The 13,186-nt window shown below is 44.1% G+C and carries 14 protein-coding genes; 3 read left to right on the forward strand and 11 right to left on the reverse strand.

Translation table 11 applies throughout. The annotated features are described in order from the left end of the window. Positions 1-46: 46 nt before the first annotated feature. Positions 47-814, reverse strand: a complete 768-nt coding sequence (tpiA, locus tag EAE89_RS13560; RefSeq protein WP_054477621.1) for a triose-phosphate isomerase — start codon at positions 812-814, stop codon at positions 47-49. Between the two features lie 134 nt (positions 815-948). Further along, on the reverse strand, positions 949-1,545 hold the full coding sequence (locus EAE89_RS13565; RefSeq protein WP_054477623.1) for a DUF1454 family protein: 597 nt from the start codon (positions 1,543-1,545) through the stop codon (positions 949-951). Between the two features lie 61 nt (positions 1,546-1,606). Between EAE89_RS13565 and EAE89_RS13570 the strand changes: the two genes are divergently transcribed. Continuing rightward, complete coding sequence (locus tag EAE89_RS13570) at positions 1,607-2,041, forward strand: DUF805 domain-containing protein (protein WP_054477625.1); 435 nt, start codon at positions 1,607-1,609, stop codon at positions 2,039-2,041. 2 nt (positions 2,042-2,043) lie between these two features. Here the strand turns inward: EAE89_RS13570 and fpr are convergent, their stop codons facing one another. After that, the gene (gene fpr / locus EAE89_RS13575) at positions 2,044-2,790 is read right to left on the reverse strand and encodes a ferredoxin--NADP(+) reductase (RefSeq protein ID WP_054477627.1); all 747 of its coding nucleotides are present in this window, start codon (positions 2,788-2,790) and stop codon (positions 2,044-2,046) included. A 318-nt stretch (positions 2,791-3,108) separates the two neighbouring features. On the opposite strand from fpr, the gene emrD reads away from it, so the two are divergent. Further along, positions 3,109-4,293, forward strand: a complete 1,185-nt coding sequence (gene emrD / locus EAE89_RS13580) for a multidrug efflux MFS transporter EmrD (RefSeq protein ID WP_214086053.1) — start codon at positions 3,109-3,111, stop codon at positions 4,291-4,293. A gap of 57 nt (positions 4,294-4,350) precedes the next feature. Here the strand turns inward: emrD and glpK are convergent, their stop codons facing one another. Further along, on the reverse strand, positions 4,351-5,874 hold the full coding sequence (gene glpK / locus EAE89_RS13585) for a glycerol kinase GlpK (protein WP_054477631.1): 1,524 nt from the start codon (positions 5,872-5,874) through the stop codon (positions 4,351-4,353). A gap of 30 nt (positions 5,875-5,904) precedes the next feature. After that, the gene (locus EAE89_RS13590) at positions 5,905-6,735 is read right to left on the reverse strand and encodes an MIP/aquaporin family protein (RefSeq protein WP_054477632.1); all 831 of its coding nucleotides are present in this window, start codon (positions 6,733-6,735) and stop codon (positions 5,905-5,907) included. A 304-nt stretch (positions 6,736-7,039) separates the two neighbouring features. On the opposite strand from EAE89_RS13590, the gene zapB reads away from it, so the two are divergent. Continuing rightward, positions 7,040-7,282 carry a septal ring assembly protein ZapB gene (zapB, locus tag EAE89_RS13595; RefSeq protein ID WP_054477634.1) on the forward strand — a complete coding sequence of 81 codons (243 nt, stop codon included), beginning with the start codon at positions 7,040-7,042 and terminating at the stop codon, positions 7,280-7,282. A gap of 65 nt (positions 7,283-7,347) precedes the next feature. Here zapB and rraA read toward each other — a convergent pair whose 3' ends face one another. The 6 genes from rraA to cytR all read right to left on the reverse strand — a co-directional run bounded on the left by rraA (position 7,348) and on the right by cytR (position 12,876). Continuing rightward, complete coding sequence (gene rraA, locus EAE89_RS13600) at positions 7,348-7,857, reverse strand: ribonuclease E activity regulator RraA (protein WP_054477635.1); 510 nt, start codon at positions 7,855-7,857, stop codon at positions 7,348-7,350. Between the two features lie 108 nt (positions 7,858-7,965). Then, a complete protein-coding gene (locus tag EAE89_RS13605; RefSeq protein WP_054477636.1) occupies positions 7,966-8,883 on the reverse strand; it encodes a 1,4-dihydroxy-2-naphthoate polyprenyltransferase in 918 nt (305 codons plus the stop codon). 94 nt (positions 8,884-8,977) lie between these two features. Continuing rightward, a complete protein-coding gene (gene hslU, locus EAE89_RS13610) occupies positions 8,978-10,309 on the reverse strand; it encodes an ATP-dependent protease ATPase subunit HslU (RefSeq protein ID WP_054477637.1) in 1,332 nt (443 codons plus the stop codon). Positions 10,310-10,320: 11 nt separating this feature from the next. Continuing rightward, on the reverse strand, positions 10,321-10,851 hold the full coding sequence (gene hslV, locus EAE89_RS13615; RefSeq protein WP_054477639.1) for an ATP-dependent protease subunit HslV: 531 nt from the start codon (positions 10,849-10,851) through the stop codon (positions 10,321-10,323). A gap of 123 nt (positions 10,852-10,974) precedes the next feature. Next, positions 10,975-11,778, reverse strand: a complete 804-nt coding sequence (ftsN, locus tag EAE89_RS13620) for a cell division protein FtsN (protein WP_172910552.1) — start codon at positions 11,776-11,778, stop codon at positions 10,975-10,977. A 69-nt stretch (positions 11,779-11,847) separates the two neighbouring features. Continuing rightward, positions 11,848-12,876, reverse strand: a complete 1,029-nt coding sequence (gene cytR / locus EAE89_RS13625; RefSeq protein ID WP_054477643.1) for a DNA-binding transcriptional regulator CytR — start codon at positions 12,874-12,876, stop codon at positions 11,848-11,850. Between the last annotated feature and the right edge of the window lie 310 nt (positions 12,877-13,186).

The following is a 13,186-nucleotide window of genomic DNA, read 5'->3' on the forward strand; positions in this document are numbered from 1 at the left end:
ACGGCGGCCAATGACTATTTTATGGTCATATTGATAAAACGATGAATTATACTTTTTTCGCTGTTACCGCGGCTTTTACGATAACAGCGAAAGCGTCAGCTTTCAGGGAAGCACCACCAACCAGAGCACCGTCAATGTCTGGTTGAGCGAATAGTTCAGCTGCGTTATTTGCATTCACAGAACCACCGTACTGGATAATGACTTGTTCTGCGATTGCTGCGTCTTTCTTCGCAATATGATCACGAATAAATTTGTGCACAGCTTGAGCTTGTGCTGGTGTTGCTGATTTACCGGTACCGATCGCCCAGACAGGTTCGTAAGCGATTACTGCTTCTTGGAATGCTTCGACTCCCAGTAAGTTCAGCACAGCATCAATTTGCCTTGCACATACAGTTTCAGTCTGACCGGCTTCGTTTTCCTGTTCCGTTTCACCGATGCACAGAACTGGGATCAGACCTTGTTGTTTAAGAACAGCAAATTTTTTCGCAATGAATTCGTCGCTTTCTTTGTGGTAAGTACGGCGTTCGGAGTGGCCGATGATAATGTATTCTGCGCCAATGTTTTTCAGCATTTCGGCAGAAGTTTCACCAGTAAATGCGCCAGACAAGTTTACATCGACGTCTTGTGCGCCCAGAGCAATGTGACTGCCAACCAGCGCTTGTTTAGCCTGAAAGAGATAAAGTGCTGGTGGCGCGATAGCAATTTCACAGCCAGCAACATGGTTCAGTTCTTTACGCAGGCCAGTAATAAGTTCGTTAACCATGTGGGTACTGCCGTTTAATTTCCAGTTACCCATAACCAGTGGATGCCGCATGTTTTTTCCTCCAACCAGAGAATTTTTAAGTAGTGGATTGAATGAAATTCATTCTTGGAATAGATTCGGTCGTCAGGGTCCACAGTATAGTGATCATTACAAACAATAGCTTTGTTTTTTATCACTAATCTTGATTAGTTGTCAGGTTCAGATAGTGATAGCTTAATCGGTTCAATAGCGAAAGTTAGTATCTTTTCGCTACTACTTATCACAATATAGCGAATTGCCCCAATATTTTGGCTGTAAAATGGTGATTTTTTGCCGTTTTTCAATAAATTATCAATATTCTCTTTGCCTTGCTCCAGTGAAAGGGTCGGGTTAAAGTGGCGCATCAGAGCTATCATATATTGCTTTATCAAAGTTTGATTTTTTTGGGTTTCTATTTCATTTTCTGATGGTAACAACGTGAGTTGCAGGCTTTTGATTTTCTCATTTCCCCGTTCCAAAACGGCAGAAGAGTAAAGTTTCTCATTGATTTTGCTGGCTGCCCGTGTCAGTGGCAGAAGAATGTCTTTGCCGGTGATTACGCGATACTCATGTAGTGGTAATGCCGGATTACGGCGATTATATTTTTCACGAAACAGTGGAATGGTTTCATCAAAGGATGGTGCATTCGGTAGAAGATAAATCGCCTGAGTTGCTGTTGATCTATCAGCATTGGCTGCCAACGGCAGGTTGGCGCTGATTGCTATTAATAGCATGGCCAGAAATTTATTGACGCCGATTTTCATGTTGCCACTCGCTTAGGTTAAACTGCACTGAAAAACAGCATACACGATTGGAAAAGAATAAATGACATTACAACAATGGGGTTTTTCATTCAAAGGGCGAATTGGGCGACGTGAATTCTGGATTGGTATCGGTATTTGTCTGGCTCTGATGTTGGTTATCTTTACTATTCAGGGAATGAGTGATTTGCCCATGCATTATGCGGTTTTTGCCGTTGTTTTGGTGATGTATCCAGCAGTAGCAATAATGGCTAAGCGTTTGCATGACCGAAACAAACGGGGAGGTTGGTCACTGCTTTTATTACTGGCATGGTTGCTGATCGCTGTTGATTGGGGTGGCATGGAACCATTCTGGCAATGGGGGATTGGACGTTTTATCCCCACATTGATAATCGTTATGATGGTGCTTGATTGTGGTGTATTTCGTGGCACCGATGGGCCAAACCAATTCGGTAAGGTGGCAGAAAAAGTCGATTTTGTTTCTGCTAAAGATGACTGAAATCACCAATATTGCTCGCTGGTGATATGCCCAGCTTTGCGGCGCAGGTGTTTTGTCATTCCACGCTGTTCTTTCAGCAGGTTTTGGGTGTCTTTCACCATTTGAGGATTACCGCATAACATAATATGGCTGTTGTTGCTGTTCATAGGAAGCCCGACAGCCGCTTCAAGTTCGCCATTTCCGATTAATGCAGGGATACGGCCAGTCAGCGAAGTGGGGTTTTGCTCGCGGCTGACGATAGTTTGAATCCGTAATTTGCCATTGAAACGCTGAACCAGTTGCTGCATTAGGGGCAGATAACTTAAATCTTGTGTGAGTCTGACCGCATGTACCAATACGATGTTCTCGAATCTATCTAGATAATCCCCTTGCTGGAGGATTGACAGATAAGGACCAATGGCTGTCCCCGTTGAAAGCATCCATAATGTTTGACAATCAGGTATTTCATCAAGAATGAAAAATCCCGCAGCTTGTTCTGTGACTAATAAATCATCACCGGGTTGTAATGCAGCTAACCGTGGGCTGAGTTTACCTTCAGGAACCGTGACTAGATAGAATTCAAGATTATTATCTGTCGGGGCATTAACATAAGAGTATGCACGCTGAATTCGTTCATCATCTATTTCCATAGCCAGTTTCGCAAACTGACCAGCGGTGAACTCTTCAACCGGTGCATGCACTTTGATACTGAATAAAGTATCCGTCCAGTGAATAACTTGTGTGACTTTTCCTGTAACCCAGTTGGCCATTGAAACTCATCCCCTATCCTGAAATCCCGGAACAATTTTTTACGCTGTTATTCTAATCTATGGATACCAATACCATTATCGATTCTGTGTCATAGGGAAATTGACTGGTTTTTTCTTAATATCTGGTTTTGTATGTACAAAATTGTTGCCATTTAAGGCGTAATTAACTGTCATTTTTTATGAAAATAAAATTGTGTACTATCTCGAAAAAATTTTTAAATTTGTTAAGTTAGTCACATTGATGGAGTAAGAGACTACAGCTGTTTTCTAATCGCTGGGTAATTCTGTTGTTAATTATATGAACTTGTTGTGAATTCGATGAGAAAATTAGATAACTTTAATTTATTGCTAATATTGATTGCATTGGCTGCTGTGGGGCAGATGACACAGACAATCTATGTGCCTGTTATTGCAGATATTGCTAAAGACTTTAATATGCCAGCCGGTTCTGTACAAAGTGTGATGGCGGCATATCTGTTTTCTTACGGGCTTTCACAGCTTTTTTATGGCCCTCTTTCAGAGCAGATTGGCCGTCGTCCGGTGATTCTGGCTGGCATGATGATTTTCCTGTTTGCTACGGTTTGTGCTTTATTTTCTCCCAATCTGGATGTATTGGTTGTTGCCAGTGCCTTACAGGGGTTAGGGACGGGGGTTGCTGGCGTCATGTCCAGAACGATGCCGCGGGATTTGTATACGGGTACTGCGCTACGTTATGCCAACAGTTTGCTAAATATGGGGATTTTAGTCAGTCCGTTATTAGCGCCAATGATTGGTGGTGTTATCGCGCATTTTTTTGGCTGGCGTTCTTGTTATCTGTTTTTGCTGATTCTATGCGCGGGTGTTGTTTATTATGTGTTTCGTAAGCTACCAGAAACCCGGCCACAGCAAATTGAAAAACGAAAAATGTTCACTTCTTTTCGTCATCTTTTATCGAACGGGCCATTCACTTCTTATTTGATGATGTTAATTGGGGGTCTGTCAGGTATTGCTGTTTTTGAAGCCAGTAGTGGCGTGCTGATGGGGGGAGTGCTTGGATTGAACAGTATTACTGTCAGCATCTTATTTATTCTGCCAATTCCAGCAGCTTTCTTTGGGGCGTGGTATGCAGGGCGGGAAGGAAAACCTTTTTATAACCTGATGTGGCATTCGGTGATTTGCTGTTTACTGGCTGGGGTGCTGATGTGGTTGCCGGGATGGTGCGGTGTCATGAATATCTGGACGTTATTGGTTCCCGCTGCGCTCTTTTTCTTCGGTGCCGGGATGTTATTCCCACTGGCAACAACGGGGGCAATGGAACCATTTCCTTATCTGGCCGGTGCAGCTGGTGCGTTGGTTGGCGGTTTACAGAATGTTGGTTCTGGTGTAGCGACCTGGTTATCAGCAATGTTGCCACAAAACGGCCAATTCAGTGTGGGTATGCTGATGTTCTTTATGTCAGTTTTTATCCTGCTTTGCTGGTTACCTTTGGCGCATAGGATGCAGCATCAGGAACATGTAGCCTAATATGTGTTCATGTAGTAAGACAAGGGTGGAAGATTCCACCCTTTTATCTAAGGAAACTTAGCTTTTATCTTCCCAATCTTGCGCGCGGGCAACAGCCTTTTTCCAGCCATTATATTTGTAATTACGTTCAGTGGTTTCAATGCCTGGACGGAATTCTTTTTCAATGGTGGCTTTGCTTTTCACTTCATCCAGATCTTGCCAGTAGCCTACAGCTAATCCTGCGAGGAATGCCGCTCCCAATGCCGTGCTTTCACGCACAACAGGGCGTTCTACGCGGGTGCCAAGAATATCTGACTGGAATTGCATCAGGAAGTTATTGGCAACTGCACCACCATCTACACGCAGTGCTTGCAGTCTGGTCCCTGCATCAGCCTGCATTGCATCCAGTACATCACGAGTTTGATAGGCAATTGATTCTAGTGTCGCACGAATGATGTGATTACTGTTGGTACCACGGGTCACGCCGAAGATTGCACCACGGGCGTAAGGGTCCCAATAGGGTGCGCCAAGACCGGTAAAAGCTGGAACCACATACACGCCGTTACTATTTTTAACTTTAGTGGCAAAGTATTCGGAATCAGCAGCATCTGCAATGAGTTTTAGTTCATCACGCAGCCACTGAATAGAGGCTCCACCAACGAAAACTGCACCTTCAAGTGCATAGTTTACTTCGCCGCGGGGGCCGCAAGCAATGGTGGTTAATAATCCATGGTTGGAACGTACAGCATCTTTACCTGTGTTCATCAACAGGAAACAGCCTGTCCCATAGGTGTTTTTCGCCATACCGGGCTGAACACAAAGCTGACCATATAGTGCAGCTTGCTGGTCACCCGCGATTCCTGCAATAGGAATACGGGTGCCGCCTTTACCGCCAATGTTGGTTTGACCATAAATTTCAGAAGATGAGCAAACCGTTGGCAGTAAGGCGCGTGGGATTTGTAATTCATCAAGAATGTGCTGATCCCAATCCAGATTGTGAATATTGAATAACATTGTACGAGATGCATTCGTGAAATCCGTAACGTGAACACGGCCTTGAGTCATTTTCCAGACTAACCAAGTGTCCACAGTACCGAATAGCAGTTCGCCTTTTTCGGCCCGTTCACGTGCGCCTTCGACATGATCCAAAATCCATTTTACTTTGGTACCGGAGAAGTAAGGGTCCACAACTAGCCCTGTATTCTGGCGAATATATTCTTCCAGCCCCTCTTTCTGCTTCAGTTTAGTACAGACATCCGCAGTACGGCGACATTGCCACACAATAGCATTATAGATAGGTTTGCCAGTTTCTTTTTCCCAGATAATGGTTGTTTCACGCTGGTTAGTAATACCGATGCCTGCAATCTGATCAGAGCTAATATCCGCTTTCGCTAATACTTCTACCAGCGTTGAGCTTTGGGTTGCCCAGATTTCCATCGGATCATGCTCGACCCAGCCGGGTTTCGGATAAATCTGGGTAAATTCTCTTTGTGAAATAGAGATAATATTAGCATTGTGATCAAGAATGACAGCTCGTGAGCTGGTTGTTCCCTGATCAAGGGCAACGATATATTTTTCCTCAATCATATTCTTTGTTGTCATGATAATAACCTGTTTTGGAGATCCTCTACTTTAAGCTTTCTTTTTGTTCTGGTTTTCAGTTTTACCAACACTAGTTGGCAGATTGCGGCCAATAAGTTTACGGTAGCCAAATGCCCCGATAATGCCGCCGATAATTGGAGCGGTCAGAGTAACCAGGCAGTAAGGGATTTCACGTCCACCAGTTAGCGCAATATCTCCCCAGCCAGCCAGATAAGCAACTAATTTAGGGCTAAAATCACGGGCTGGATTCAGGGCGAAGCCTGTTAGTGGGCCAAATGCACCACCGATAACGGCAATCAGAATACCAATCAGTAATGGAGCCAGAGGACCACGGGGAACGCCGTTACCATCGTCAGTCAGCGCCATAATCAGACATAGTAAAACGGCGGCAATGATGGCTTCTATCATAAATGCCTGAGAAATAGAAAGTGATGCCATTGGATAAGTAGAGAATACGCCCGCAGTAAACAGACTTTCAGAGGTACCACGAACGATATTATGTACCTGTTCGTAATCAAGGAATATATTGTAATACATCGTATAGACGATAGCCGCAGCGACAAAACCACCAATCATCTGGGCAATAATAAAAGGAATAACTTTTTTGCCGCTAAAACGGGCAAACAGCCATAAGGCAATGGTTACAGCTGGGTTAAGGTGACCGCCGGAAACACCTGCGGTAAGATAAACAGCTAAAGCAACTCCCAGACCCCAAATAATACTGATTTCCCACAAACCCAGTTGTGCGCCGGCAATACGGGCAGCGGCAACGCAACCCAGACCAAAGAAGACCAGTAGTGCGGTACCAAGAAACTCAGCGATACATTGCCCGGTTAATGTCGTGCTAGTAGTTTGGCTCATATGTTCTATCCTACTAAGAAGATTTTAGAGTGATAATTATTCTTTTCGCCTTTCAGACATTGAAAGGTGGATTATGTAAATTTATCGTTAATGCGCGCAAACGAGAAATAGCGCAATTGAAATGTGTGTGTTGTGTCAACAAAATGAGCGAATTCGCATCTTTTTATGATTGTGCTAAAAATTAAAGTATGAGCCGCTTTGTGCTTTTATTTGAATAGTTATTTTACTTGTACTGGGGATGTTGCTAGACAGGGGCGCTTTGGCTACATACAATCAGACAATTGCTTATAAGGGGGAACCGAGAATGTCATTTGAAGTTTTTGAAAAGCTGGAAGCCAAGGTTCAGCAGGCGGTTGATACTATTACCCTGCTACAAATGGAAATTGAAGAATTAAAAGAAAAAAACAGATCTTTATCTCAGGAAATTCAGAATGCAACCAGTAGCAATGAGTCTTTGGCTCGTGAAAATGAGCAATTGAAGCAAGAGCAGCAGGGTTGGCAGGAGCGTCTTCGTGCCTTGTTAGGCAAAATGGAAGATGTTCAGTAACGACAATTTCTAGCAGACAAAAAAGGGCGATTCAAAAAAATCGCCCTTAATTTTATACATTGCTGTCAGATGATCTCATCTTCTTCGCTATCATCAAGCCCCAGCGGCTCTTCGGATAGGATGATACCAGTATTATCAGCATACAGATAATCACCAGAGAAGAAAGTTACACCACCGAAATTTACCCGGATATCGCTTGTTCCGGTACCTTCATCACGACAGCCAGCCGGAATAGCCGCTATAGCCTGAATACCAAGGTCAAGCTCTGCCAGTTGATCAACTTGACGTACAGCACCGTAAACGACAATGCCTTCCCATTCATTTTGCACAGCGAGTTGTGCAAGTTCTGCATCAATCAATGCTTGGCGTACAGAACCACCACCATCTACCAGCAAAATGCGACCACGACCGTTTTCTTCAAGCAGGTCATAAAGCAACCCGTTATCTTCAAAGCATTTAACTGTGATGATTTGACCACCAAATGAAGTACGTCCACCAAAATTGGAGAACATAGGCTCTACCACATTTATTTCTTCCTGATAGATATCACAAAGCTCGGAAGTATCATATTTCATAGGATTTACGTCTGGTTAAGGTATGGAACGATAAGTATATCCCTTCCAGGCTGGTGTTAGCAAAATCATCAATTGATAAAATGGTACAAAAGATCAAATTCTGCCTGGTTAATTAAGAATAAGACCGATAGAAAAAAGAATGTTAGTCAGTAGTGCTGTTTTGACCATCTGTTCTAGCATTGGACGCATTCCTTCTGATGTGGGTTCATTAAGTACATACCACATGTGCTTGAGTAATAAGGGTAGAGCGAGCAGGAATAGCCAACCGGTCCAGCCAGGCAAATTTCGTATGGTAAATAATACCAAGCAGAATATTGCTCCGATTATCAGACTGACATGATAGTAACGGGCTTTTTTAGGGCCGAGACGGACAGCCAAGGTGTTTTTGCCATGTCGTTTGTCATCTTCAATATCGCGCAAGTTATTAATATTCAAAACAGCAGTAGACAGAAAACCGCAGGCCGTTGCCGGCAACATAACAATTGAGTCAAAAAAACTAGCTTGAAGATAGTAAGTCCCGGCAACACTTAACCAGCCAAAGAAAATCATTACTGAAATATCACCGAGTCCCATATAACCATAAGGTTTTGTACCGACTGTATAGGTAATTGCGGCAACAATTGCTAGCAAACCAAGTACCAAGAAACCTAATATGTCCCTAGGTTCTTCACAGGCAATAGCAATCAGGGTAGCACCAGATAGGCAAGCCAGCAGCACCATAATCTTCAGTGCCCTTTTCATCTGTGAAGCAGTAATAATTCCTTTTTGCATACCGCGCAGTGGTCCGATACGTTTTTCGGTATCACTTCCTTTAACAACATCACCGTAGTCATTGGCGAGATTGGATAAAATTTGCAGTATGGCGGCTGTTAATAGAGCAAGTAAGGCAACAGGGAGCTTGAAATGCCCGTTCCAGGCAGCAAGGGCTGATCCGGTCATGATAGCGGCAAGTGCCAGCGGAAGCGTTTTAGGACGCAAACTTTCCAGCCATGCTTGGGTTTGACTAATGGAAGTTGATGAGTTCATTTCTGCGTTAACTCGCTCCTTTGGATGTTATAAAAAAGTGATGGGAGGCAAGCCTCCCATCATTTATAGCGAATCAAGGAATCACATACCCCGATTATAGAATAAATCGGCTTAGATCTTCATCTGCAACCAGTTCATCTAAATGTTCTTTAACGTAGTCAGCATTGATGTCGACTGACTGACCGTGACGTTCGCTAGCTTCAAAAGAGATATCTTCCATCAGTCGTTCAAGAACAGTATGTAAGCGACGAGCACCGATATTTTCGGTTGATTCGTTTACCTGCCATGCTGCTTCAGCGATTCTGCGGATTCCGTCAGTGGTGAAACTGATGTCCATTCCTTCTGTTGCCATCAGTGCTTTGTATTGTTCAGTCAAAGATGCGCTAGGTTCAGTTAGAATGCGTTCAAAATCTTCTGTGGTTAATGCTTGCAGTTCCACGCGGATTGGCAAACGCCCTTGTAATTCGGGGATCAGATCAGAAGGACTGGAAACCTGGAATGCACCGGATGCGATAAACAGGATATGGTCTGTTTTTACCATGCCATGTTTAGTGGATACAGTACAACCTTCCACCAGTGGCAGTAGGTCACGTTGAACGCCTTCACGGGAAACATCAGGGCCTGAAGTCTGACCGCGTTTACAGATCTTGTCGATTTCATCAATGAAGACAATGCCGTGTTGTTCAACTGAATCAATTGCCTGCTGTTTCAACTCTTCAGGGTTAACCAGTTTAGCGGCTTCTTCTTCTACCAACAGTTTGAAGGCATCTTTGATTTTCAGCTTACGTGATTTGTGTTTCTGACCGGCAAGGTTCTGGAACATGGATTGTAACTGATTGGTCATCTCTTCCATGCCAGGAGGGGCCATGATTTCCACGCCCACGGGTGCGGTAGCAACGTCGATTTCGATTTCTTTATCATCAAGCTGACCTTCACGTAATTTCTTACGGAATGCTTGGCGTGCTGCTGATGGTTCAGACTGAACTTCTGCTTGCCCCCAGTTATTTTTTGCTGGTGGGATCAACACATCCAGAATACGCTCTTCTGCCAATTCTTCAGCCCGGTAACGGTTTTTTTCAATGGATTGCAGCCGAACCATTTTAACCGCAGCGTCTGTTAGATCACGGATAATAGAATCGACTTCTTTACCAACGTAGCCAACTTCTGTGAATTTTGTTGCTTCAACTTTGATGAATGGTGCATTTGCCAGTTTTGCCAGCCGACGTGCGATTTCGGTTTTGCCTACACCAGTCGGGCCAATCATCAGAATATTTTTAGGCGTCACTTCGTAACGCAGCATTTCATTCAACTGCATACGACGCCAGCGGTTACGGAGTGCGATAGCTACAGCGCGTTTCGCTTTGTCCTGACCAATAATGTAGTTGTCAAGTTCACTGACAATTTCGCGTGGAGTCATTTCAGACATACTATCTATCCTTACGCTTTTGAAGGAAGTTCTTCGAATTTGTGATTATGGTTGGTGTAAATACAGATATCACCGGCAATTGTCAGCGCTTTCTCTGCAATTTCTCTGGCATTGAGATCAGTATTTTCCAGCATTGCCCGTGCGGCGGCCTGCGCGTATGGGCCACCAGAACCAATAGCAATCAAGTCATTTTCAGGCTGAATAACATCGCCGTTGCCTGTGATGATAAGGGAGCTGTTTTCATCTGCTACTGCCAGTAATGCTTCCAGTTTGCGCAACATACGGTCAGTTCGCCAATCTTTGGCAAGTTCAACAGCTGCCTTTGTCAGGTGGCCTTGATGCATTTCAAGTTTACGTTCAAACAGCTCAAACAGAGTAAAAGCGTCTGCTGTACCGCCGGCAAAACCCGCGATTACTTTGTCATTATAGAGGCGGCGAACTTTCCGGACATTGCCTTTCATGACGGTATTACCCATCGTTGCCTGTCCATCACCACCGATTACGACTTGGCCATTACGGCGAACACTTACGATTGTAGTCACGAGTAAGCCCTTGGTTACAAAATAGATAAATGTGACGCACGGTATTTTCGGCAGTGTATATAGCTATCGAAAATACCGTGTGCACGGTGCTAGGAGTTATAAATGGGGGAGGATTATAATTTTTCAACCCCCTGTTACACGGAGAATACAACCGGGTACTCCGGCACCTTTCAGACGTTCCTGCATTTTTTCAGCGGTGCTTTTACTGTAGGGACCAAGAATAACACGATGCCAGCCGCCCCCCGTTGTGATTTGGCTTTCAATACCGGCAAATGCCAGTCTGGCGCGTACTGATTCAGCCTGATCCATATTACGGAATGAACCACACTGTAAAATCATGCGTTGTGCGCTTTCTGCTGGTTTAGGTTTACTGGTTTCAACTGATGGTGTTTGCGGTTGAATTGTTTGAACTTGTACTTGTTGCTGAGGTTGTAGCCTTGCTTCCAGCGGTTGTTGCGTCTCTGCTGGTGGCTTGATGATAACTTGTGAACGTGGCACTTGAACGCCATTGTATGGAACTTCTGGCAATGAAGTTGCTGGTTGTTGCATATCTGCCTGCATCTGTTCAAGTAGCTGCCGTTGTTCTGCGGTTAACTGGGTTTGTGAATTTATTTGTCCGCTAGATGATGGATCACGCGGAGTCGCTATGCCGACAGGGCGATTTTCCAACTCTTTGATGTAGCGCCAGCGCTCTTCCGGTTTTGGCGGTAAGCCGTGATTTTGCTGAGGATGTTTTGGTAGTGTGTCTGGAGCGCTTTCCTGTTTATTGTGGGTAATAAAGTAAAGACCACCAATAAAGATGACCACCAAGGCTATTGCTACTGCCAATGTTGTTTTTGGCAAACCTTGGGTTTGGTGTTTTTTCTTGTCGGTATTTTTACGGCGGGGGTTTGAACGCCCGCGGCTCACATAATCTCGTTGTGCCACTGTCTAATTCGCTGAGTTATTTAAATAAAAGAAAATAAACAATATATTACTTAACCTGCGGTTATTTGCCTAGCTTTTAGGCGAACAGGCACTTTGTCGAATGATGAGTTCAGATTCTAATAATTGAGAACCGCCAGATGTTGTGTGGCCCTGGATTTGATCGAGTAATAGCAGCATTGCTTTGTGACCAATCTGATAACGAGGTTGGCCAACCGTGGTCAGAGGTGGATCGCTGTACGTGGCTAAATTTAAGTTATCGAACCCAATAATTGATAAGTCTTCCGGTATTTTTAAGCCCATTCTTTTAGCTTGCCACATGACGCCAATCGCCATCACATCGCTGTGGCAGAAAATGGCGGTAGGAGGCTCTGGTAGAGACATCAACTGTTCGGTCAGCTTTGCACCGCTTTCATGGGTAAAATTACCCTGGACAATATAATCTTCACGAATTGTCCCACCAGAGCGCCGCAATGCTTGTATATATCCCTGAAGGCGATAACGGCAAAGTAGCATATCTTCCGGTCCGGAAATGCAGGCAATATGTTTATGACCCAGTGTTTGCAGGTAATGGGTGGCGTTGAATGCTGCGGTCAGGTTATCAATATGAATAGTTGGAAGTTCTAGATCAGGTGCAAATTCGTTTGCCATCACCATTGGCGGCAGGTTTTTTTGTTCTTCTTTACTGGCATCAAATGGAATGTTAGAACCGAGCAGCAACATACCATCAATCTGTTTAGTGATAATCAGGTTGAGAAATGCGTGTTCTTGTTTATGCTGATGTTGACAATCACCGATTAACACTAGATAACCATGTTGCGTGGCTGTCTCTTCGATACCACAAATCACATCTGTGAAAAAAGGGTCACTGATATTCGGCACTATTACCAGGATCGTTTTCGACTCACTGCGTTTGAGATTGCGGGATAAGTTATTAGGATAATAGCCCACAGCCAGTACAGCTTGCTCCACTTTTTGTCGTGTCTGAGAGGAAACCTTTTCCGGATTCATGAGTGTTCTTGATACTGTTGCGGTAGAAACGCCAGCCACTTCAGCGACATCTTTCATCGTTGCGGAGGTGCCATTCTTTTTCTGCTCCAAAACTCACTCCTCATTTCCTGACTGATTAGTTATACCTGTTATCTTTCAAGTTGCCTCTTTGTTGGCTGCACTCACTCACCCCGGTCACAGAGTTATCTATGTTCCCGGGGATTCGCTCCCTTGCCGTTGCGATCCATCTTGAAATCCATAGGGTATAAACGATTGTCATTTTTGGGTTGCCGGAAGCCATCAGTCATTTTAAGTAAAATAATGACATTTGGTTTAGGATTATGACAATGTTATTAAGGGATCATTCTAAACAGTTTGGCAAATTCGTTTATTCCTTAGTTTGCAAAAAAAGGTGATATAA

This window comes from Photorhabdus heterorhabditis, assembly GCF_018448905.1.
Taxonomy (GTDB): Bacteria; Pseudomonadota; Gammaproteobacteria; order Enterobacterales; family Enterobacteriaceae; genus Photorhabdus; species Photorhabdus heterorhabditis.